Below are 23,441 nucleotides of genomic sequence, written 5' to 3' on the forward strand. Positions count from 1 at the left end.
GTTATTTCGTCCAAAAATTATAAAAATTAAACCATTGATAAGGGGTACGCAGACAATGCTGTTCTAGGACGGCAACGTATGTTTTAGTGATAGTTTGCATACTTTCAATACGGTTAGCGCGAGGTAAATTTATCTGCTCGGCAATTGAATGAATATGCACTTGAAACTGCTGCTGCACCCGATAGCAAAACACCGCAATAACAGGCACTTTGAGTAAATTTGCTAAAATCCATGCACCCTGCGGGAAAGCTGCTGACTCTCCTAAAAAATCAACATGCTGTACACGATCTGACTGCACAGGAACTCGATCTGCCGCCACAATGACCCATTCACCTTGTTGCATCTTGTCTTGCAATAGCATGGCAGTTTCAATGCCCAGCTCATCAACTGATAAAAGACACACATCAGCCTTATCATTTATCTTTTTCAAAAACTCATTAAATTTTGTCGCGTGCTTTTGGTAAACCAACACATTAATTTTCTGCGGATGCTCTGACTTAATGGCTCGAAGTAATTCAATATTGCCAAAGTGAGAGACAATAATCAGAGCACCTTTTTGATAATGCTGAGAGAAGTTTTCATGTCCAAAAACTTGCAGTTCCTGCTCGGGAATATTACCTAGCCAGCCCTCAATCTTATCTAAAATACATTCACCAAATTGCATGAAATGCGCATAGCTATTTGTCCAATTTGGTTGGTGGCTAAAGGGAGATTGTGATCCAGCAAAATGATGCAGTTTTTGTAAATAAAGTAAGGAGGCCTGTCTTGCTGCGGCAGCAAATAACCAGTACCACATGATGACGAAGTACATCACAAACTTGCATAACCAACGTCCACCAAAACGGTAAAACCACAACATCAGCATAAGGGGCAACATACCGCCTCGCTCTTTAATATCGTTCCATTTTGGTGAAGCTGAATCTGTCATAATTAACCTTGCAGCTTTTGTTTTAATAGCTTCGGTAAGCGAATCAGCATGCCCATAAACAAAGTTGCATGCGCTTTACTTAACCCTAAGTTATCTCGCCAAGCATGAAAATGAGAAATACCCTGCTCTGGATAAACCACAGGCGTTGGTACATTAATAAAAGGGGTATTTTCCCATTTTAAACGTACTAAAATTTCACTATCAAAGCCCATACGTGGCTGAAATTTAGCACTATTCAATACCTTGATTGTGCTCTCGAGCGGATATACGCGAAACCCACACATGCTATCTTTAATTTCAAAAGATAAACTATTTAACCACACCCAAAAATGAGTAATGTAACGGCCATATAAGCGCTTTTTAGGAATAGAGGCATCAAAGTATGGCTGACCAATCACCATTGCATCGGGATGCTGGTGAGACTGCTCAATAAATTTTGGAATGTCATCCCAACAGTGTTGACCATCCGAATCGAGTTGTAATACATGGCTTAAACCAAGCTCATAGGCTGCACGTAAACCAGTCATTACAGCTTGTCCCTTACCCTTATTCACCTCATGCTCAATAAGATGAATTTGGGAATATTGCTCTGCCAACGCTTTTAAAATTTCGCTACATGAAGCATCACTGCCATCATTGACCAGAACAATCGGTAGATCAAAACTGTTCAGATAAGAAATTAAATCTGCTAAATAATGTGGATGGTTATAAACCGGAACAACAAAGCCGTAATTGGTCTGCATTTTTAACCCTCTACTTCCGTTTGCAAAGCAAATAATAATCGCCCTGAAGCCAGAATTTGTTCTGAATCACGTAGTTCAAAATTCACTTTATGCTCTTTTCGAGAAAACTTGAGTTGTACTACAGCATAAGGGCGAATCAGGTTTTGGAATTTTAACTGCTCATATCCCTGACACCAGCTCAAATCAGACCAAATTGATTTAGCAAATTGTTGTAAAAAGCCTATTTGCCCAACCCCAGGATAAATCGGTTGTGTTGGGAAATGCCCTTTAAAACAAGCTAACTCGGGTGAAAATTCCAACTCCCAAATGTAGTCATCTGAATTTTGAGACTGTGACAGCACTACGGGTTGTAACATAGACTTAAATAGAGTTTTCAAATAATTTTTATTGAGTTTGGACTGAGTATTTTGTGGTAACTGGCTAAGGAAACGCCATTGACGAGGAATCGCGATCGTTTCCAAGCCGTCTTTCAACTGTTGTTTTAAATGGTTAACAAAAGCTGATTTACCCTGTTGCTGTAATTGTTCATGAGCTTGTTCTGTTAGAACAACAATACAACCCAACATTTGGCGTTGCTCATGTTCAAATACCAATACATGGCATTGCTTTACGACATCTAAAGCTTGAATGCTTTGCTCGATCGCATCTAGACTTAAACGCTTTTCTTCAAGTTTTACAATTCGATCTGTACGCCCCATCAGCTTAAAGGTCTGACATGTGGCATCTGTCCATGCCGCACCGTCACCTGTGGTAATCCAGTCATTCTCATAGGCATGATTACTCTTGACCATAAGCTGTTGATCTTCAATACGAATAGCCACATTACTAAATGCAGTCCAAGCATCTTCATCTTTAGCACGATGGGCAATACCACCAGTTTCCGAACTTCCCAAAACTTCAATAATCGGACGATTTAGTAAAGGGCGAACACCACTTTCTAGTTTGCCCCCGGAACTAAACACCATCTGGCAGTGTTGTAAAACAACATCGGTTGTCCAACGTTTTAATAAAGCAGGACTTGAGATCAAATAATTGCTTAACCCTATTGTTTCTAATTGTTTTTGGGCTTGTACCACATCTTCAGGGAATGCCATTTGAGGATTATAAAAACTTCGACCTGTAGCAAGTGGTAGTAATAATTTAAACAGTAATCCATAAATATGTTGATGACTAACTGTTGCAATCGCATTTGCATGTTCATCAAAGCTAAAACTCTGACTTAATCCCTGGACTTCGTTGAGTAATTGTCTCAGTGTTCTTGGAATTTTTTTAGGTTCCCCAGTTGAACCCGAAGTATAAAAATAGAGTTGAGCCTGCTCTAAAAAAGTATCATCTAAGGTTAAAGATAAAGGTACAACTTCTCCAATTTCTTGACGCTTTAAAAAATAAATCTGTTGTGCGGCAAAATCCTGTTCTAATTCACGCACTCGACTGGGTGGCAAAAGTATTTGCTTTTTCGCTAACAAGGCAGCAAAGAATAAAACCAGAAATTCATAACTATCTGCTTCCCATAAAGCCCAAGTTAGATTTTCTATTTGAGCAATTGCAGCAGCTTGTAATGCCACATCTTGCCAAAATTGATTAAAACTGGTCGAGTTTAGAGTACCGTCTATACAAAGTGGCTGAGCTGAATCGATGAATTTCTGAAAGTGGCAATACATAGTTTTTAATTAATGATTTGAAGAATGTAAACGCTGATGTCGCTTACGTAAAATAAATTCACCAAGGAACAAAATGCCCATCAGCACATAAGAAATAAAGCCATTATAAATGACCCAAACCTGAGTTGAGGTAAAAAGCACAGTGCTTAAAGCAATCAATGCATTACAAAAAAAGAAAACACACCAAACTTTGGTGACCTGTCTGGTCCACTGTACGCCAGAAGCAGGTAAATCAGGTTCAACGAGTCGGGCAAAGCGCTCAATCATAGACGGCGGCTTAATGAGCGTCAGCGCAAAAATAATTAATGCACCTAAACTCATACCCACTGGATATAGCTTTAGCCAAGCATGGTCATGTGACAATAAACTCAGGCTACCGCAAACGATGGCAAAACCCGTTAATGGCCATAATAACGAGTTGCCTTTGCTAAAAAGTCTGATCACACCTAACCCGATGAGTAAAGCACTCACCCAGACAAATTGGCCGTGAGTCAAACTCCAGCCCACAATAAAGGGATACAGCACAAAAAGTGCCGTCATTATCCCTTTAAGAATAAACTTCATTCAGCAGTCATGTTCTGAATAACCGTCACCACATCAAGTACGGTTCTCACATTTTTAAAGTCTTCAGGTTTTACTTGCTTACCTGTTAACTCTTTAATTTTTACAACTAAATCAACCGCATCAATACTGTCTACATCAAGGTCTGAATAAAGGTTCGAATCGAGTTGAACAGTCTCTGGTTCAATTTCAAACAAATCTTCCATCCATTCGCGGAGTTTAGTTAATACTTGCTCTTGAGATAACATCATCACGCTCCTTATGACTTCTGTTGTGCTTCAACTAAAGCAACCAAGCTCTGAATTGACTTAAAATGCTGTTTAGTTTCATCCGATTCTGCATTTAAATGAATGTTGTAACGCTTTTTCAAAGCCAGTCCCAACTCAAGTGCATCAATCGAGTCTAATCCTAAACCTTCTCCAAATAATGGAGCTTCTGTATCAATATCGGCAATAGTAATATCTTCTAGTGCTAGAACATCAATAATCATTTGCTTTAGTTCATCAGCAAGATTGCTCATTTCAAGATAACTCTTCATCAAAAATTTTATAAAAACTACGACTTAACTGACGAACTTGTTTAGGTCCTACTGTTAAATCATCTAACAGATCTGATACTTGCACAGCATCTAATACCTTGACCTCGATATGAAATGGTTGAGATGGTACGTGGTACCATTTTTCATTCTTGGTTAAAGTTGATGGTGTACAAGTAATAATTACTGGGCGAATTGGTACATTTGCACGAATGGCAATATTGGCTGCGCCTCGCTGAAACTCGTTTAGGGTCATCCCTTTTTCAGTGCGCGTTCCTTCCGGAAAAATTAAAAGAGAAGCCGCATTATTTTCTTTTAGACGCTTTACACAGTCTTCAACAAACTGCTGAGAACCTGCATTTAAAATATAGCCTGCGCTTTGTACGGGTCCTTTGGTAAATGGGTTCGACCAAAGAGACTGCTTCACGACACAATTAGCCTGCTGCATCATACCAATTAGTACAACAACATCAATCAAAGTCGGATGATTGGCAATTACCAGCTCTTGGCGACTATTTTGTAGTTTTTCCAGCCCCTCTACCGAATAAGTCATGATGCCGAGTTTGACCATCATGTCGGTAAAGCCTTTAAAACTATGTTTAATCACATTTTGCGCACGTTGCTGCCGCTTTTGCGGATCAAAAGTGGTTGCATTGAGTACGGGTGCAATCACTGAGGCGATTGCCATACCACCCACCCCAAAACTGGCAAAACTAAAGCCAGTGGCAGCTACACGCCAGCAATAATTACTTTTTTGCTTGAGATTTTTAAGATTTAGCATTTGTTCCACCCAAATGCAGATGTTAACTGGTCAGCATCCTGCCAAAAATGAGCAAAAGCAGGAGCATCTGCTTCATCTGTATGCGTCCACGCAGTAATTTGTAAATTAGGTTGCTCTAGAGTAACGACAGCAGCCATAGCATAGGCAGGAAAATTGATTGCCTCAGCATAAATATTAGGTAATGGCTCATCATAAACGACGACTAAGACCCGCTTAATCTCAGGCATTGACTTTAAAAGTGCATAAGCCTCAATCAAACCTTCAGTCCATGAACAGCTTAAGCTGGTAGAGGGAGTATCATCCTGACATAAAATCGAGTAGAGACCAGAAATTGCATTATGAACAGATGTTGAAAATTGTGTTGGCGATGGAGTTTGATCATTTAAAACGTCTTGCAAGATATTTAACGTTTTTGCCTCATCACCATATTTTGATACCCAAACAATATAATCAGCCTTATTACTTTCTAATGCACCGATCGCACTATTTAAAGCAAGTTTAGCCAATGGTGATAAACGTCTACGCTGCATAGCTGGGATGCAGTCGAGAGCCGCATAGGAAGGCTGAGCATGTGTAAATATAAGCTGAGCAAGATGTAATGTTACCATGCTAAAAAATGAACCCTAAGCCGCGTTATTCTGTCGAAATATAAATTATTTTATAAAGATGCTGATTATAGCATTCGTTATAAAATTTACAAAAAATTACGTTTATCACTCACACTTTTTCATAACTCTTCGGAGTAGTTCATTTATTTGCAAAAAAAACCCAAAGAAAACTTTGGGTTTTTGAACAGTAAAAAACTTAACGGTTAAATTTTTTCTCTGCTTTCTTAAATTTCTGAATATAACGACGGCGACGTGCAGCAGTACGTTCATCAACCTGACTCTTACGACCTTCAAACGGGTTTTCAGAAGTTTTAAAGTCAATACGAACTGGTGTACCTTCGAGTTTATACACTTTACGGAACACGTTTTCTAAATAACGGCGATAATCGGCAGGTGTCTTATCAACCTTATTACCATGAATCACAATAGTCGGTGGATTCTGACCACCCATATGTGCATAACGCATTTTAATACGACGACCGCTAATCATTGGTGGCTGATGAGCTTCTGTCGCATCACTCAAAATTTGAGTCAATTTAGCTGGTGATACTTTTAAGTTCGCAGACTCATAAGCACGGTGGATAGAAGGATATAAATCACCTACCCCAGTTCCATGTAAAGCAGAAATTAAATGGATTTTTGCCCATGGAATAAAGTCAAAACGACGTTCAACATCAAGCTTACATTGCTTGCGGTCATATTCAGACATGTTATCCCATTTGTTGATAGCAATAACCATGGCACGACCAGCTTCAAGCGCATAGCCAATTAAATGCAAGTCTTGCTCAACAATACCTTCACGCGCATCGACTACAACCACTACAACATGTGCATCTTTCATTGCTTGCAAAGTTTTAACAATTGAGAACTTCTCAATCATTTCATCAACTTTACCTTTACGACGCACACCTGCTGTATCAATTAAGGTGTATTTACGGCCTTCTCGCTCAAAAGGAATGTAAATAGAGTCACGAGTTGTACCTGGTTGGTCAAATGCCACCACACGGTCTTCACCCAGCAAACGGTTTACCAGTGTTGACTTACCAACGTTAGGACGACCAATAATTGCTAAACGTAAGCCAGTATCTTTGTCATGTTCTTCAGGATTTTCATCTTCTGGAACTTCTGCAAGTACATCTTCCAGCATTTGCTGTACGCCACGACCATGGCTAGCGGCAACTTGTAATGGTTCACCCATACCAAGTTTATAGAACTCAACCAAAGCTGCTTCAGCATGAACACCATCTACCTTGTTCGCAACAAGATAAATTTTCTTGCCTAAAGTACGTAGTTCACGAGCAATTTGCTCATCAGAAGCTAACAATCCCGCACGAGCGTCAACCACGAAAATAATAATATCTGCTTCGTTGATCGCTGTTTTTGACTGCTCGGCCATGTAGTTATCGATACCGCCTTCACTCTCACCGATACCGCCAGTATCAACAACAATGAAAGACTTATTTTGATAAGTCGCATCACCATATTTACGGTCACGAGTCAGACCCGCGAAGTCGGCTACAAGTGCATCACGACTCTTGGTAATCTGGTTAAATAACGTTGATTTTCCGACATTCGGACGACCAATGAGCGCAATAACGGGTTTCATACAATAACCTTAATTCAAGACCAGCCATATCTCATGGCATGAGCATTAGAAACAATACAGGAGATATATTTTAAGGTCAGATATGACCATAATAAAAGACGGGGCTTTGAACTGATTTAATTCAAACACCCCGATATTTTTTAACAGCGTAATTTGTTAAGCGGCTATTTTAGCACAAGCAAACGAAATTAACGATTCTGCCAAATACTTAAATCGCCTTTTCTGGTCGAAACGAAAAGTTGGTTCTCAATAACACGTAATGTATTGACCTCACCACTTGTTTTTGAACGACCAATCAACTTACCTGTTGCAGGATCAACAAGATGTAATACGCCATCTAAATCACCAACAATAAGGTCCGATCCCAACACAACAGGATTACTTAAATGACGGTTTAATAAACTATCATTTTGCCAAACTTGTTCGCCTGTCGTTAAATCATAAGCAGTTAACTTACCATCAGTTGATGAAACAAATACTTTATTGTCATAAACTTCTGGACGCTTCGTGCTGCTTGAGTCTTCACTCCAAACTACACGTTGCGAAGCTAGATCAGTTACAGTCACTTGCCCTTGGAAACTTGTAGTTACCATAAACTGTCCAGCAACAGTAGGATCACCATCGATATCAATCAAACGTTGAATATCAGAACGACCTTCACTTACTGCAACACGGCGTTGGAAACGTGGAATACCACTAATCGTATCAATTGCATAAACATACGCATTCGCAGATGCGATTAATACGGTACGTGGGTCAAGACTCACTGGTGATGCTTGACCACGTAAACTAAATTGGACATTTGGTAATTTATAAGCCCAAACTTGCTGGCCTGAAGCAGCATCATGCGCAAATACAGTACCATCATTAGCAATAGTAATAACGCGTCCAGACTGAACTAAAGAAGGACTTAATAGTGCACCAGATAACTGCGCAGTCCACTTTTGTTCACCTGTTGCCTGATCTAAAGCAAAAAGTTGACCTTTACTGTTACCAACAACGACAATTCCTTCAGCAGCTTCAACACCAGAGCTCAAGCCTAATTTGCTGACTTTTTTCTCCCAAAGACGTTGCTTGCCACGATATGCAGCGACTTCACCTTTTGGATCAAGTGTAAAGACCACGCCCTCACTTGCATCAAGCTGCAAACGTAACGGATCTGCCTTATCAGTAGAAGAAACACTGCGCGAAAACACGGGTACTAGAGTCTTTTTCGACTCAGTCAATTTCGGTAGTGGATTTGGTTTTGCTTCTTTTACTTTGTTGCTAGAACATCCCACCAGTACAGCTGATGCGATTGCAATTGCCAAAGGCAGTTTGAATTTCTGATTCATTAAGACTCTTCCACCTGTGTTTCCAAAATTGGGCGCTCAATCTGTGGATCTTCAACTAAAACGCCAACACTTTCGAGTTTAATTTGTAAAATTTGTCGTTCTTGTTTACGTTCCAGTAACGAATCCCATGCTGCCTGATACGCTTTTTTAGCAGAATCAATATCTTTCTTGGCAACAAAGATATCACCACGTAACTCTTCTACTGTTGCTTTAAATGCAGGATCGACGTTACCAGACAAGGTTTTTAGTGCTTCATCATATTTGTTTTGCGCCAATTGTGCATCTGCTAAACGCAATTTTACAACCTGAATCAAACCTTCATCTTTTACTTTTGAATTTTCGACTTTCTTCAATGCTTTTTCAGCAGCAGCATAGTCTTGTTTTTCATAGGCTAATTTTGCTAATACAAACTGAGTCTGTATCGCCTGAACAGAATCGATATCATCTTTTACGATTTTATCTGCCGATGCAGTGACCGAAGTTAAAGCATTAGGATTATCAGCACTTGCATTTGCCTCATCCATTAACTGCTGTACTTTTGCAGTTTCTGTCTGGCTGCTCGCAAGATTTCTTTTTTGCCAATATTCCCACCCAAAAAAGGCAATCAATGCAATGAGAATCCCGCTAATCATGGCAGAACCATATTTTTTGGCGAACGACTTTAAGCTGTCGAATTGTTCTTCATCACTTACACTCATGTGATTGTCCTTTTCCAGATGTTTCAGTTTATTTTGTAAATTTTTCGATTAAGAATGGTACAAGCTCAGCCAGCGCAACTTGTGACTGCTCAGCTGTTGCTAACTCTTTGATAGCAAGCTGCTGTGCTTCCCATTCACGCTCACCTAAAATCATGGCGTAAACAGCCCCAGCCTGATCAGCTTTTTTCATCTGACTCTTCATACTGCCTTGTGAACCTGTTTTGATTCGAATACTGCTATTTGCAGCTTCTAACTGGTCACGTAATTGTTCTGCTAAAATCAAAGCTTTGGTTTGATAAGCAGGTTCTGCAACCAAGAAGACTTCACAATCACGTATAACTTGAGCCTGTTCAACCTGCTCAAGTAGAAGCAATAAACGCTCCATACCCATCGCAAAACCAACAGCAGGTACAGATTGATCGGCCTTACCTTTTAGCTGACCAACTAAACCGTCGTAGCGACCGCCAGCACATACAGTACCTTGCGAACCAAGTGCAGTTGTTGTCCATTCAAAAACGGTTTTATTGTAGTAATCCAGACCACGCACCAATTTTTGATTAATGACAAATTGGATGCCAGCAGCAGTCAAATAATCTTGTAACTGCTTAAAATGATCCAAGCTTTCTTCTTTCAAGAAGTCATGTAATTTCGGTGCATTTTCTAAAATTTTCTGAGTAGATTCAATTTTAGAATCCAAAATACGTAATGGATTCGTTGTTAAACGACGCTGTGAGTCTTCATCCAACGCATCTTTATGCTCGTTTAAAAACGCAACTAAAGCATTACGATACTCTGTACGCTCATCAGTTTCGCCCAAAGTATTTAACTCAAGCTGAACCTTATCAGCAACGCCCATACGTTTCCATAAACGAGCGGTCAACATAATCAATTCAGCATCAATATCAGGAGTCGCAACACCGAAAGTTTCCACGCCAAACTGGTGGAACTGGCGGTAACGTCCTTTTTGTGGCTTCTCATAACGGAACATAGGTCCCATATACCACACGCGTGGTGTAGCACCGCGTAATAAGTTATGTTCAACCAACGCGCGAACACAACCCGCTGTACCTTCCGGACGTAAGGTTAATGACTCTGGTGGATTGCCTTTGTCAAAAAAGGTATACATTTCTTTTTCAACAATATCGGTAGCATCACCAATAGCACGTTTAAACAAGCCCGTTTGTTCAACGATCGGCAAACGAATTTGTTGATATCCATAAGCATCCATTAAAGATGCTAAATGTTGCTCGAGACGTCTCCACGCTACTGTTTGCGATGGCAAGATGTCATTAAAACCTTTGATTGCGACGATTGAACTCATGATGAACTACGAATAATTTCTTTAGATTTAGCTTCTTCAAGCTCTTGGACACGTTGACGAACCATAGTTTCGATTTCATCAACCAATTGATCGGTATCGATTAAATGACTTTTTTCACCATTACGATAAACCAATGAGCGAGGCGCAGCCCCAACAACCCCGATGTCAGCTTCTTTTGCTTCACCAGGGCCGTTTACTTTACAACCAATTACCGACACATCCATTGGAGTACGAATATCTTCTAAACGCTCTTCCAATGCTTGCATTACCTGAATAACATTAAATTCTTGGCGAGAGCAACTTGGGCAAGCAATAAAGTTAATCCCGTTAGAGCGAAGCCCAAGTGATTTTAAGATATCAAAACCAATCTTGATTTCATCTTCCGGTTCGGCGGCAAGCGAAATACGCATCGTATCGCCAATACCTTCCATCAACAATCCACCAAGGGCAATCGCTGATTTCACAGTACCTGTACGGTAAATACCAGCTTCAGTTACGCCTAAATGTAATGGATTATCAATTTGCTGAGAAAGCAAGCGGTAAGCATCCATGGTTAAAAACACATTTGAGGCTTTTACGCTGACTTTAAATTCATGGAAGTTGAGACGATCTAAAATATCAATATGACGTAGTGCTGATTCAAGCAACGCCTCACCTGTAGGCTCGCCATATTTCTTTTGTAAATCTTTTTCTAAAGAACCCGCATTGACCCCAATACGCATAGAAATGCCATGATGACGCGCCGCAGCAACCACTTCACGCACTTTCTGATCTGAGCCAATATTACCTGGGTTAATACGTAAACAGTCTGCACCATAATCTGCAACAGCTAGAGCAATTCTATGGTCAAAGTGAATATCAGCCACTAATGGAACTGAAACACGTTTACGGATCGCGCCAAATGCTTCAGCAGCCTCCATAGATGGGACCGAAACACGCATAATATCAGCACCTGCATCAACGCAACGCTCAATTTGAGCAACGGTTGCATCGACATCGCAAGTTTCGGTATTTGTCATACTTTGCACACTAATAGGTGCATCGCCACCGACATACACCGAACCAACACGGATTTTACGTGTTGGTCGACGTTTAATTGGGTTCTCTATCATTGTATCGCTCAACTCATGGTATTAGCGGGATAAACGGAATTCTGCTTTACCGTTTACCGTATATGGAGACAATGAAATCTGTTCTTGGTTTAGACTTAATGACACAGCCGTTGCATCATCAAGACGAATCTGAAATGGAGACTCACCATTTAAACTTAAAGTTGATGACTGACGACCTGTCGCCAAAACTTTACCTGTTGCATCAACAATATGAACAGAAGTTGGTCGGTTAAAGTTTAACACCAATTGATCACCCACTGTTGAGGTGGTAGCTCCTTGCATAGGTAAAACTTCAACATTCGATTGATTTACTTTAGGTAAATCAGCATCTTCTTTCTTTGAAGTCCATTTTTGGACACCCATAACAAGCAATGAAACAACAGCAAGAATTACAACAGCAAGAAGTGCGCGCTTTAACCATTTCTTATTACGATCACTATTAGAACCTGGGAGTTTACCCATGATTTTAATTGGTGAATTATTTAAGGCATGATTTGGTAACAGCCCAGTATCATTTGCATAAATCTCATCGAAACGCTGAATAATTGCGGTCGCGTCCGTATTTAAATATTTTGCATATGAACGGTAATAACCCTTAATGAAAGTCGCTTCCGGCAATGATTTATAGTCATCTTGCTCTAAAGCGGTCAAGGTCTTAACCGGCATATTTAAATCTGAAGAAACTTGCCCTAACTCTTTATTCTGAGCAACTCGAATTTGACGTAAATACTCACCAGGACGTTGAATATTTCCTAAAGCAGAAGTCGGTAAGCTTGAGCCAGTTGGCTGCTGTGAATTAGGATTTATTTCCATACGGCCTCAGTACTATACTGTAATTGCAAATAACGTTGATATTCTGGACTTTCCGGGAACAAGGCACGTAACTGGTTTACTAACACTTGCATTCCCATTTTATCCGCATTGGCTCGAGCCACTCTTACACCAATCCAAAGTGCTCTTGCACCCTGATTTTTCTGCCCCACTGTACGAACATATTGCTCATACATTTGTGTAGCAGCCGGAATCTGCTGCTGCAAATAAAAAATTTCCGCTAACTCTAACATTGAAATATAAGAGTCGCGGTTAGCAAGGAGTGCTTGTTTGAATGTTTTTTCAGCATTCGCAACATCACCCAATTTTAAATAAATACGCCCCAGATTTTCTAATGCCTGATAGCGTTGGTCATAACCTAATGTTGCGCCAGCAATACGAAATTGCTCAACCGCCTCATTATAACGCTCCATTTGATATAAATAAGTACCATAATTATTATGTGCTTGAGCATTATCCGGTTCAGATGAAATTGCTCGTTTGAAATAATGCTCTGCTTTTTCTAAATTGGGTTTGCTACCTTCTTGCTGTAGCAAAATACCCATCATCATATTTGCAGTAGCATCGCGGCTATCTACACTTAAAGCTTGATCAAGAGCTCGCTTTGCTGAGTCCAAGTCACCCGAACGGATATGTTCAGCAGCAAGTTGTGTACGCACCTTTACCGCTTTTTCTGGGTCTTTTTTTTGCGTATGCGTTGTCTGGCAACCACTTGCCAGAAATGCAACTGCAATCCCCATACATAAGACCGTTTTTAACTTTGGAATACTCAAAGCCTGCCCTCAATTTATCCTTGTGTACGCAAAATCTCTTGACGCTGTGTGACCTTTTTCTGCCACTGTTCTGCACGGCGGGTTCTGTCAGCCACCTGACCCACTAACTGTCCACATGCAGCATCAATATCATCACCACGTGTTTGACGAATCGTACACACAAATCCCGCATCAGACAAAGTTTTTTGGAACGAGATAATACGATTTCTGCTTGAGCGACCATATGGTGCATGCGGGAACGGGTTAAATGGAATCAAGTTAATTTTACTTGGTAAATTTTTTAATAATTTAATCATTTGCTGCGCATGTTCAGGCTGATCATTTACGCCTTCTAACATCACATATTCAATCGTTACATGTTTACGCGTACTTTCATTACCATCTTTGGCAATATAACGCTGACATGCTGCAATTAACTGAGTCAATGGATATTTTTTATTAATTGGCACAAGCTCATTACGTAATTCATCGTTTGGCGCATGTAAAGAAATGGCTAAAGCGACATCAATGTCTTTTGCAAGCTGGTCAATTTTCGGTACAACACCCGATGTCGATAAAGTCACACGACGTTTTGACATGCCATAAGCAAAGTCATCAAGCATAATCTGCATTGAGCTTAATACAGCATCATAGTTGAGTAATGGCTCACCCATACCCATCATCACCACATTGGTCACTGAACGCTCACGCTCGGCAACAGGCACTTCTTCCATATAAGAATAGTTTGCCATCCAGAGTTGCCCAATAATTTCATCTGGCGTTAAATCACGTTGGAAACCTTGTTTACCTGTTGAACAAAATGAGCAATCTAATGCGCAGCCCACTTGGGAGGAAATACAAAGCGTTTTACGTAAGCCAGTTTTATCTTCGGCAGGAATTAATACAGTTTCAACTAAAGAACCTGCACCCTCACCTACGCGAAATACCCACTTACGTGTACCATCTTTTGAATAATGACGGTGAACCACTTCAGGTGCTTTAATTTCACAAATCTGTTCAAGCTTCGCACGTAGTTTGCCAGAAATATTGGTCATTTCAGCAAAGTCAGTAACAAAGTATTGATGTATCCATTTCATGACCTGTCCGGCACGAAACTTCTTCTCACCAATATCTTCAAAGAATTTTTCCAACTCAGGACGAGACATGCCGAGTAAATTCACTTTATTTTCGGCAGCAGGGATTACCGGCGTGGACGAAGATTGCTGCTGTCCATCAAGATTTTCAGATGAAACGACCACTGCAGAACTCATGTGTATTTACCTAAACCATGTCAAAAACTGAAGATATTGTTCAAGAATCAAACAATATTCTCTTAAGAGAATAAAAAAACCAGATAAGTAGTATACCACTTATCTGGTTTGAATGCTTTCGATTAACGAGTGCGTGGGCAGATCTCGTTGTCAGCAAAGAAGTAAGCAATTTCACGCTCTGCAGAAGCAACTGAGTCAGAACCGTGAGCAGCGTTTTCGTCGATGCTTACAGCGAAGTCAGCACGGATAGTACCAGGAGCAGCTTCTTTAGGGTTTGTAGCACCTAAGATTTCACGGTGTGCAAGAACTGCGTTTTCACCTTCAAGAACAGATACTACAACTGGACCAGAAGTCATGAATGCAACTAAGTCACCAAAGAAACCACGCTCTTTATGCTCAGCATAGAAACCTTCAGCATCAGCTTGAGAAAGGTGTTTCATTTTAGTCGCAACAATTTTTAAACCCGCTTTTTCAAAACGAGCAAAAATTTCACCGATGTGGTTTTTAGACACTGCATCAGGTTTTACGATAGACAAAGTACGTTCAATAGCCATGAGTGGCTCCTTTATTTTAAGATTTAAACTTTAAAAAATTTGCCGCATTATACCGATGTCATAGGCAATAATCAGCTTTGAATGTGTAAAAGTTGCGATTTTTTCTACTGTTTTTAGCGAACTTCGTCTATCCAGGCCATTTGAATGGCCTCTAGCAATCCTTCTGTCGATTTATTTGGGTCATCGCTGAAGTCTGGCAATGCGCACACCCATGCATGTAAATCGGTAAAACGGATCCATTGCGGATCAACTTCTGGATGTGCTTCTGACAATTCAATGGCAATATCAATCGTATCTGTCCAACGTAAGCCCATAGCGGCTCCTATCTGTTTAATCTGCTAAATCACGAACTGTGTACTTTAGCAAATCCACAAACCTAATCGATAGCTTAAGCTGATAAAAATTACCGATGCTTATAAAGCGATGTTCAATAATGGCGCCACAAAAATAATCGTAGCCGCAACCGCTGCACCAATCAGTGCACCAACAATCACATCACTTGGATAATGAAGACCCAGTACCATACGAGACAAAGCGACAAGCACCATAAATGGGAACATGGCTGCAAGCAGAACTGGCTGAATGTAACCCAATACAATTGTCACCATGACCGCATGAAGTGTGTGGCCTGATGGAAAACTAAAATGATCAAGCGGTCTTTCACCGAGCACAATCACCTGATGCACCTGATAAGGACGTGGCCGCGTGGTTTTATGTTTTAAGAATTTATAAATTGCTGTGCCGACAGAACCACCTAATAACAAGTAGATGATTTGCAAACTATAGGTAATGCCTTGCATACCCCACACGATTGCCAACATTAGATACCAAAACGGACCATCACCAACACGACTGATAATTTTGAAAAAAAGGGCAACACGCTGTGAGTGAGAGAAATTGTTCAGATATAAACAGCCTCTCAAATCTAAATCGAGTATTTTTATTTTTGCATTCTTAAATTTCATGGTCATTCTCCTATCTTAGGATACTTAGGTGAAGTCCAACGAGGGCTCCTTCACTACCTGATAAAATGCCTGCTCCAATTGCTGAACCGGAAGTTGCCAACCGCTTTGCTGTACTTTATGACAGGCTTGTACGCCCATTTCTCTAAGTTGTTGTACCGAAGGAAGCTGATAAATTTGTTGTATAAAGTGGTTTTTTTGTCCAAGTGGGCTTAACCAGCCATTCACATCATGTGTTAAGTATTGATGTGCACATGCATAATCATACGCTATAACTGGTAAACCGCTTGCCATTGCCTCTAAAACTACGTTACCAAACGTTTCAACTTGACTCGCAAATACGAATACATCTGCACTCGCATAGGCCACCGCCAAATCTTGACCTCTCAGACTTCCAGTAAAGATAACACCCTTCGCTTCAGGTAGTGACTTTAAACGAGCAAAATCTGGGCCATCTCCCACAATAACTAATTTAGTTTTATGTGGCTGAATGCTTTGCAGGTTCGCGTAACTTTCAATAAGTACTTGCACTTCTTTTTCAGGAGACAAACGCCCCACATAAAGCATAACGCGAGTATTCTCATCAGCATCCCATTGTTTTCGCAAATTTTCAGAGCGATGCTTCGGTGAAAATCTTGTTGTATCTACGCCACGCCCAACGACAACCAGTGGACAAGTAATACCGAAACCTCGTAATGCTTCTTGAGTATCTTTACTCGGCACACAAGTTACTTGAGTGTTATTGTGAAACCAGCACAGATATTTTTGAATCGGTTTGACTAAAAAAGCCAAATCGAAGAATCGACTAAAGTCTTGAAATGGTGAATGAAAGCCACTAGAAACTGGAATAGCTTTTGCCTTAGCAGCTTGCATGGCAGTTAAACCTAATGGCCCTTCAGTCACAATGTGCACGACATCTGGGACAAACTTTTCAAAAGCTTTCGATACTTTTAAATATTGTGGCCAACCAAATTGTAAAGTTGGATACTTGGGAATCGCCTGCGACATAACCAAACATTCTTGCTCTGGTGTAAAGTCATGGCATTTTGCTTTTTGCTCTGGGCGAATCAGTAAAATCTTATGCCCCTGTTTTTGTAAACCTTGGCATAACTGTAATAATGATAGTGCCACACCATTGATTTCGGGTGGCCAAGTTTCCGTCACAATCGCAATTTTTAAACGTGGGCGCACCAAATCATGCAATGAATGTGCATTAGATAGCTGCTGCTTTTGTTTAAAAAAGAATTGGAAGCTTTCAGGAAGTTGCTGTTGTTTTAATAGTGCTGTCGCGTATGAACTTTGCATAGCGCCATCCATCAATGTATTTATTTTCATGCTTAAAGATTAAGCAGTTTTTTTGACATTTTGATGATAAATGCATGACAGTTTACTGACATGAAAAATAAAAAAAGCACACTGATGACAGCATGCTTTTTTCTTAAATCCTAGTAACTCTTAGCGATTTTGCAATTTTGCATAATCCATGAGTACATTAGCAGCTTCAGTCACAAAAGTTTCTTCTTCTGGTAACGCTGGACGTTGCGATGCTTTCATTTTAGCGCGAGATTCAGCTAGAGCATCTAATGAAGCTTGATAGCTTTCCCAGTTTGCAAAAGGCTTTTGACCCGTTGCAGCACGGCGTTCATTCTCTGCATCTAAAGTTTGTTTCTCTAAACCAAGTAATTCAGCACGGCGCTTATCAATATCAAGTACCACTTGTTTTTGATCACTCGTCACCTTAGCAATCGCAGTACGTTTATTTAGATATTTAAACTGAGCATCATTGCCAACACGTTGTTCAGAGAATTGAGACAACTTTGTCACATAAGGCTGAACAGAACCTTCACGTTTAAATGGTGCAGTAGGAATTGTGTCCCACTTCAATGCATTCTTCGATTTACGCTCACCAAACTCTTCGTTATAGATATCAACAAGTTTAATGTCTGGCACTACACCTTTATTTTGTGTACTACCACCTGTAATACGATAGAACTTACGCTGAGTTAAAGTCGCTTGACCATATGCCAGAGTATCAAGTTGTACCTGAGCTGTACCCTTACCAGTTGTTGTACTACCAATAATAATACCGCGCTCATAATCTTGAATTGCAGCAGAGTAAATCTCACTTGCCGATGCAGATGCCAAGTTTACCAATACCGCGAGTGGGCCTGTATAGATTTGCTGGCCGCCATCGTTATCTTCAAACACGCTTACGTTGCCATTGCCATCACGAATTTGTACTACCGGGCCAGACTTAATCACCTGCCCCAACATACGTGCAACTTCTTCTAATGAGCCACCTGGGTCATTACGTAAGTCAATAATAATACCTTCTACTTTCTTCGCTTTTAGTGCTTCGAAAGCATTTGCAGTATCTTCAGAAACTGAACGGTATTGTTGACCCGCACGACGTGAACGATAGTCAAAATAGAATGATGGAATTTCAATTACACCCAACACATGCTTTTTACCATCACGTGTCACTTCAACTGTGCGTGAACGAACACCAGCATCTTCTTCTTGAATCACATCACGTACTAAAGTCACATTACGAGCCTGACTCATTGATGCGCCAGCACCAAGAAGTTTTAATGTGACTTTTGTTCCGCGCTTACCACGAATAAGCCCAACAATTTCAGAACTTGTCCAGCCAATCACATCAACCATTTTCTCGCCTTCTTGGGCGACACCAATGATTCGATCTCCTGATTTCACTTGACCAGACTTACTTGCAGGACCACCTTCTACAATGGTTTCAATCTTGGTGTAATCTTCGTTGCCACGTTCTGGACGAATCGACACCCCAATACCTTCTAGTTGCAAGGTAGTTTGGCGATTAAGTTCGATCGCATCAATTGGCGGGTAATAGTTACTATGTGGATCATAGGTCGCCAACATTGCATTTAATGTTTTGTCCAAGACGTCATCGCTTTTCACACGACTAATTCTTTCAAGCTGACGCGTATAACGTTTAGTTAACGTTTGAGCTGGCGTTAAATCTTCTGGGCCAGTTAAGTCTTGACCATCAGCAAGCGAAGGATTTTCTTTAAGCGCTTTTTGTTTCGCCTGCTCTTCTTCACGGCTAATGGTTAAGTTGATTAACTGTGAAACCAACATTTTCCGCCAATGATTTTGTTGCTCAGCAGTCGTTTTAAAATACGGTGCTTTTTCACGATCAACTTCAATATAACTATTCGGCTGCTTTAAATTTTGCTGTTGTTTTAACTCAGCTAACATGAACTCATAAAATTGTTTTAAGCGTTCACGATATTGCTGATGAATTGCAAACGGTCCAGTTAAATTCCCCGCTTTTAATGAAGCACCAAAATTTGAACCATATAGTTTTTTATAATTTTGAACTTCAGAATCTAGAAATAATGAGTGATCTGGATCAAGACTATCTAAATACATATCTAGAATACGATTTGATGTGGTCTCATCCAAACGCATATTTAAATAATGTTGACGATCAACTAAAGTTGCCAGTTGGCGAGCCACCAAAGCCTGTTCTTGCGTTGGCTGGATTGATTGAGAAACCGCAGCAGTATTGGTTGCCGCTCTCGCTTCATTCATCGTATGAGAGAAGAATAAACCGCCAGTCGCGATCGCTACTGCACAAGCTATAGTTTGAAGTTTCATAAATTTTTAATACTTCCTTGGGTGTTCCTATCTTACACGCTCTGTTTTCGATATGAACTAAGCAGATTCAAAATCTTAACCAACTAAATTGTTTATACCGTGTAGTTTTATCATATTCTGTACTGACAAAATGTAGCAAAACATTGCAAAATTCGCTTATTGTTTTTCAATCAAAATTCAAATGGAACCAATATGATTGGCGCATTGATGCTGGACATCGCCGGCACAGAACTTACTCAAGAAGATATTGAACTATTACGCGCTCCGCAAGTCGGTGGCATGATTTTATTTGCACGAAATATTGAATCTCCACAACAAGTCCGCGCATTAACGGACCATATGCGTCAAATTCGTCCAGATATTTTGATTGCTGTTGACCAAGAAGGTGGTCGAGTTCAGCGCCTAAGATCAGGTTTCACTCTATTACCAGCCATGGCCCGTTTCGGAGAGTTGTATTTAACTCAACCTCAAAAAGCACTTGAGCTGGCTGAACAGTGCGGTTGGTTAATGGCAACAGAAGTCCTTGCAGTCGGCATCGATTTTAGTTTTGCACCAGTTTTAGATCTTAATGCAATTAGTGACGTGATTGGCGACCGTGGCTTCTCTAAAAATATTGAAGATATTGCCCCACTTGCAGGCGCATTTATGCAAGGTATGAAAAAAGCTGGAATGGCAAATACGGGCAAGCACTTCCCTGGTCACGGCTCCGTGAAAGCAGATTCTCATGTTGCGGCCGCAATCGACAGCCGTAGCTATGACGAAATTTACAACCACGATATGCAGAGCTTCATTAAGCTTATGCCTCAGCTAGATGCGCTCATGCCTGCACATGTGATTTATGATCAAGTTGATCCAAATCCAGCTGGTTTTTCACCTTTCTGGATTCAAGAAGTTCTACGCAAACGTTTAAATTTTAATGGTGTACTTTTCTCTGATGACTTAAGCATGCAGGCTGCATGTGTAGCAGGTGGCGCAGATGCTCGCATTCAAGCTGCTCTTGCGGCTGGGTGTGACATGGGGTTGGTGTGTAATGACCGAAGTGCAGCCTGTACAGCGCTCGAAGGTATTACAAACTTAGAACTACCAAACCAAGAGCGTTTAGAACGCATGCGCGGCCAAATTCCACAAATTCAGATCGGTGAAACCTTATCGCTTGGAAATGAGTGGCAAGCTGTCAAAACAGCCATTGAAGAGTTTAAAAATTCGGTCTAAATTGAGTTTAACCTATATTTGACTGATGGTCTCGATCATCAGTCAAACCAAACAAAAACAATAAATCGAGTTCAGGACGAATGACACAACAACTTTCAAAACACCGCCACATCTCTTTTACAGCCCACTATACAGGCTATATCTGGTATCAAATGGGGATCTCTCATGAAGCACTTGCCACAACCAAAGGCAAATCACTGGCTTATTTGGTTCATCCGATAGAATCATGGGCAGAGAAATATGTCGGCGGTAGCATGCGTACCACGCTTAAACAACGCCACACCATGCTTGATCATTATTTAGAACAACTCATTCAAGAAAATCCTGATTTACAGGTTCTAGAAATAGCATGTGGCTTGTCTCCACGTGGCTGGTGGTTTAGACAACGTTACCCTTCTATTACCTATCGGGAGCTTGATTTGCCCGATATGGCACAAACCAAACAAAATGCGTTACAGCAAATTGAAAAAAATGCACCTGAAATCTTATCAGTTGATTTATTTACAGAAGCTTTTGCACAAGCATTTAAAGTATTTGACCCTAACCGCCCATTGGTTGTAATCAGTGAAGGCTTGATTAACTATTTTGATAAAGATTTATTAAAACAATTGATCCAATCGATTGGCCACTATGGGGCTACTTTTAAAAAGTTTCACTATTTAACCGACTTATATCCTGAACCCATTAAAAACAAACTCGCTAGTATTATTTGGAATAGTAGTAAGTTACTTAAACTCATGTCTCGCAGTTCATTTAGTTTTCATTTCAAAAGTCCACAAGAAGTGAAAGACTTTTTTAAAGATACAGCGTTTGAGCAGGTTACTATTGAACAGCCACAAATATTCTTTGGGCAAGTTTCTCAAGATAACCATGAAGAGCATTTAGGCGACTTAGTTTGGATTATTCACGCTCAAATAAAATAATAAATATAAAAAATGGAAGCTCGACATAAACGAGCTTCCATCTATAACTATATTATTAAGCTGCTTGTTTTTGACGAGCAATAAAACGGCTCAACCGATCAGCAAGCTCAAAACTACCATGTTTAAATAAAGCACGTATTCCTTGTTCAGTAGCTTCAAAGATTAAACATTCAATCGAGAAAGGACCTTCTTCATCTTCTAAATGCAGTGCCAAATCACGTGGATGGTCATTCACAAAATCAAGCTGCGAAATATCATCCATTTTTAAATACATCCCAAAGAAAGTCACATCAACAATCGCCACTGGCACTTCTGTTTTACATTCACGGTGGCTCAGTTGAGTGCTCGGTTGCAAAACTGGAACTCGCTCTTCACCACGGCGCTCCATCTTTTGCATTTGTTCACGCGTCATTGGAATAATACCATCCAGATTGTGGATAGATTCACCCTTCAAGAATGAAGTGAACAAACTCATGGTTTCTTTACGACGCTGGAGCTGTGGCACATGATCAGCGTTTGCAATAAGTGCAAATTCCATATCAGGACATTGCAAAGCAAAATTGGCATTTTCATGAGGCAGAGTAAAACTGTCGTATTGCCCTGCTGCAACTAGCGTTTTGCACTCTGGAATAGGTACATCTGTTAACCGCAAAAGGCGGTTACAGTTAATTTCATAACGTTCCCGCTCAGTCCCCGTAAACTCGGCCATTTGTCTAAAAAATAACTTTTTAGCGGTTGGTGACATACGAGTTTTATCTAATTTTGCATGATTAACTAAATATAAAATTACAGCTTGCCCAAACTCCTCCATGCGGTTTTCTTGCATGAGCTTGAGCGACTCTTCCAAAATCATTCGCCAACTTTTTCGGGTCTTTTGCATAACCCCCATTAAAATCATGCGATCCATTAATTCAGGACGATGATAAGCAAAACAAGAAGCAATCACTGACCCCAAAGACATTCCCATTACAGAAACTTTTTGTATTCCAACAATATCTAACCAACGTCCTAACATTTCAGATAAATCAGGAAGTTCTAAAGTACCGGCAGATACTCCTGTGTCGCGATTGGTAATTTGCTGATTTGCACCCATCGAAGGTAAATCAATTAAAATAACCGGACCACTTTCAAACAATTGTTCAACACAATATTTATAAGAATTAAAATTCTGGAAAGCACCACCAACAATCACAATCGGCGTTTTGTGAATAGTTTTAGGATCGGCAATTGCCATATATTCAATTTTCCAACCGTCAATCCATGTTGTACGAGCAGGTTGTTTAAAACTATCTCTATGGTAGATATCGAAAAAGCCAAAACCGGCATAAGCTTGGTTGATCTCCGAATCCATTTGAATAATGGAATTCATATCCTTGCTTCCTCCTTGCTGTAATTTTTTTATGCTGCAA

24 protein-coding genes are annotated in these 23,441 nt (G+C 40.3%); 2 read left to right on the forward strand and 22 right to left on the reverse strand.

From position 1 onward, the window contains the following. Position 1 precedes the first annotated feature (1 nt). From AAC388_RS15625 to AAC388_RS15725, 21 genes are all read right to left on the reverse strand, one after another. Positions 2 to 928 (reverse strand): acyltransferase, encoded by a 927-nt coding sequence (locus AAC388_RS15625; RefSeq protein ID WP_150378204.1) that lies wholly within the window; start codon positions 926 to 928, stop codon positions 2 to 4. Positions 929 to 930: 2 nt separating this feature from the next. After that, positions 931 to 1,671 (reverse strand): glycosyltransferase family 2 protein, encoded by a 741-nt coding sequence (locus AAC388_RS15630; RefSeq protein ID WP_150378205.1) that lies wholly within the window; start codon positions 1,669 to 1,671, stop codon positions 931 to 933. A 2-nt stretch (positions 1,672 to 1,673) separates the two neighbouring features. Beyond that, positions 1,674 to 3,332 carry an AMP-binding protein gene (locus AAC388_RS15635; protein WP_342370901.1) on the reverse strand — a complete coding sequence of 553 codons (1,659 nt, stop codon included), beginning with the start codon at positions 3,330 to 3,332 and terminating at the stop codon, positions 1,674 to 1,676. Between the two features lie 9 nt (positions 3,333 to 3,341). After that, entirely contained in the window at positions 3,342 to 3,896 is a 555-nt protein-coding gene (locus AAC388_RS15640) for a septation protein IspZ (RefSeq protein ID WP_000668778.1), read from the reverse strand. After that, on the reverse strand, positions 3,893 to 4,147 hold the full coding sequence (locus AAC388_RS15645) for an acyl carrier protein (protein WP_001987856.1): 255 nt from the start codon (positions 4,145 to 4,147) through the stop codon (positions 3,893 to 3,895). Before AAC388_RS15645 ends, AAC388_RS15640 begins: the two co-directional genes overlap by 4 nt. A 5-nt stretch (positions 4,148 to 4,152) precedes the next feature. After that, positions 4,153 to 4,413 (reverse strand): phosphopantetheine-binding protein, encoded by a 261-nt coding sequence (locus AAC388_RS15650; protein WP_000067033.1) that lies wholly within the window; start codon positions 4,411 to 4,413, stop codon positions 4,153 to 4,155. A 1-nt stretch (position 4,414) separates the two neighbouring features. Then, positions 4,415 to 5,218, reverse strand: a complete 804-nt coding sequence (locus AAC388_RS15655; protein ID WP_150378207.1) for a lysophospholipid acyltransferase family protein — start codon at positions 5,216 to 5,218, stop codon at positions 4,415 to 4,417. Further along, positions 5,203 to 5,817, reverse strand: coding sequence for a beta-ketoacyl synthase chain length factor (locus AAC388_RS15660; RefSeq protein ID WP_150378208.1), 615 nt, complete (start codon positions 5,815 to 5,817; stop codon positions 5,203 to 5,205). The genes AAC388_RS15655 and AAC388_RS15660 overlap by 16 nt, the downstream gene beginning before the upstream one ends. A gap of 196 nt (positions 5,818 to 6,013) precedes the next feature. After that, positions 6,014 to 7,423, reverse strand: coding sequence for a ribosome biogenesis GTPase Der (gene der, locus AAC388_RS15665; protein ID WP_005066184.1), 1,410 nt, complete (start codon positions 7,421 to 7,423; stop codon positions 6,014 to 6,016). A gap of 188 nt (positions 7,424 to 7,611) precedes the next feature. Then, positions 7,612 to 8,757, reverse strand: coding sequence for an outer membrane protein assembly factor BamB (gene bamB, locus AAC388_RS15670; protein WP_101664121.1), 1,146 nt, complete (start codon positions 8,755 to 8,757; stop codon positions 7,612 to 7,614). After that, the gene (locus tag AAC388_RS15675) at positions 8,757 to 9,455 is read right to left on the reverse strand and encodes a tetratricopeptide repeat protein (protein ID WP_017398816.1); all 699 of its coding nucleotides are present in this window, start codon (positions 9,453 to 9,455) and stop codon (positions 8,757 to 8,759) included. The genes bamB and AAC388_RS15675 overlap by 1 nt, the downstream gene beginning before the upstream one ends. A 28-nt stretch (positions 9,456 to 9,483) precedes the next feature. Continuing rightward, positions 9,484 to 10,776, reverse strand: coding sequence for a histidine--tRNA ligase (hisS, locus tag AAC388_RS15680; RefSeq protein ID WP_039764397.1), 1,293 nt, complete (start codon positions 10,774 to 10,776; stop codon positions 9,484 to 9,486). Then, positions 10,773 to 11,888, reverse strand: coding sequence for a flavodoxin-dependent (E)-4-hydroxy-3-methylbut-2-enyl-diphosphate synthase (gene ispG / locus AAC388_RS15685; protein WP_068930368.1), 1,116 nt, complete (start codon positions 11,886 to 11,888; stop codon positions 10,773 to 10,775). The genes hisS and ispG overlap by 4 nt, the downstream gene beginning before the upstream one ends. Before the next feature lie 21 nt (positions 11,889 to 11,909). Further along, complete coding sequence (locus AAC388_RS15690; protein ID WP_033849429.1) at positions 11,910 to 12,701, reverse strand: RodZ domain-containing protein; 792 nt, start codon at positions 12,699 to 12,701, stop codon at positions 11,910 to 11,912. After that, on the reverse strand, positions 12,692 to 13,492 hold the full coding sequence (gene pilW / locus AAC388_RS15695; protein ID WP_213030436.1) for a type IV pilus biogenesis/stability protein PilW: 801 nt from the start codon (positions 13,490 to 13,492) through the stop codon (positions 12,692 to 12,694). The genes AAC388_RS15690 and pilW overlap by 10 nt, the downstream gene beginning before the upstream one ends. Positions 13,493 to 13,506: 14 nt before the next feature. Continuing rightward, positions 13,507 to 14,742 carry a 23S rRNA (adenine(2503)-C(2))-methyltransferase RlmN gene (gene rlmN, locus AAC388_RS15700; RefSeq protein WP_342370902.1) on the reverse strand — a complete coding sequence of 412 codons (1,236 nt, stop codon included), beginning with the start codon at positions 14,740 to 14,742 and terminating at the stop codon, positions 13,507 to 13,509. Between the two features lie 122 nt (positions 14,743 to 14,864). Then, the gene (gene ndk / locus AAC388_RS15705) at positions 14,865 to 15,296 is read right to left on the reverse strand and encodes a nucleoside-diphosphate kinase (protein WP_000963851.1); all 432 of its coding nucleotides are present in this window, start codon (positions 15,294 to 15,296) and stop codon (positions 14,865 to 14,867) included. 113 nt (positions 15,297 to 15,409) lie between these two features. Then, positions 15,410 to 15,610 (reverse strand): Fe-S cluster assembly protein IscX, encoded by a 201-nt coding sequence (iscX, locus tag AAC388_RS15710; RefSeq protein WP_342370903.1) that lies wholly within the window; start codon positions 15,608 to 15,610, stop codon positions 15,410 to 15,412. Positions 15,611 to 15,709: 99 nt separating this feature from the next. Continuing rightward, positions 15,710 to 16,261, reverse strand: a complete 552-nt coding sequence (locus AAC388_RS15715; RefSeq protein ID WP_017482038.1) for a phosphatase PAP2 family protein — start codon at positions 16,259 to 16,261, stop codon at positions 15,710 to 15,712. 24 nt (positions 16,262 to 16,285) lie between these two features. Then, positions 16,286 to 17,575 carry a glycosyltransferase family 1 protein gene (locus AAC388_RS15720; RefSeq protein WP_342371588.1) on the reverse strand — a complete coding sequence of 430 codons (1,290 nt, stop codon included), beginning with the start codon at positions 17,573 to 17,575 and terminating at the stop codon, positions 16,286 to 16,288. A gap of 138 nt (positions 17,576 to 17,713) precedes the next feature. Next, on the reverse strand, positions 17,714 to 19,897 hold the full coding sequence (locus AAC388_RS15725) for a carboxy terminal-processing peptidase (RefSeq protein ID WP_342370904.1): 2,184 nt from the start codon (positions 19,895 to 19,897) through the stop codon (positions 17,714 to 17,716). A 192-nt stretch (positions 19,898 to 20,089) separates the two neighbouring features. Between AAC388_RS15725 and nagZ the strand changes: the two genes are divergently transcribed. After that, a complete protein-coding gene (gene nagZ, locus AAC388_RS15730; RefSeq protein ID WP_342370905.1) occupies positions 20,090 to 21,109 on the forward strand; it encodes a beta-N-acetylhexosaminidase in 1,020 nt (339 codons plus the stop codon). Positions 21,110 to 21,189: 80 nt separating this feature from the next. Continuing rightward, positions 21,190 to 22,032, forward strand: coding sequence for a class I SAM-dependent methyltransferase (locus AAC388_RS15735; protein ID WP_031947321.1), 843 nt, complete (start codon positions 21,190 to 21,192; stop codon positions 22,030 to 22,032). 55 nt (positions 22,033 to 22,087) lie between these two features. Here the strand turns inward: AAC388_RS15735 and AAC388_RS15740 are convergent, their stop codons facing one another. Next, positions 22,088 to 23,401, reverse strand: coding sequence for an alpha/beta hydrolase (locus tag AAC388_RS15740; RefSeq protein WP_342370906.1), 1,314 nt, complete (start codon positions 23,399 to 23,401; stop codon positions 22,088 to 22,090). Positions 23,402 to 23,441: the final 40 nt, after the last annotated feature.

It is taken from the genome of Acinetobacter sp. D009, assembly GCF_038562025.1.
GTDB classification, from domain to species: Bacteria; Pseudomonadota; Gammaproteobacteria; order Pseudomonadales; family Moraxellaceae; genus Acinetobacter; species Acinetobacter pittii.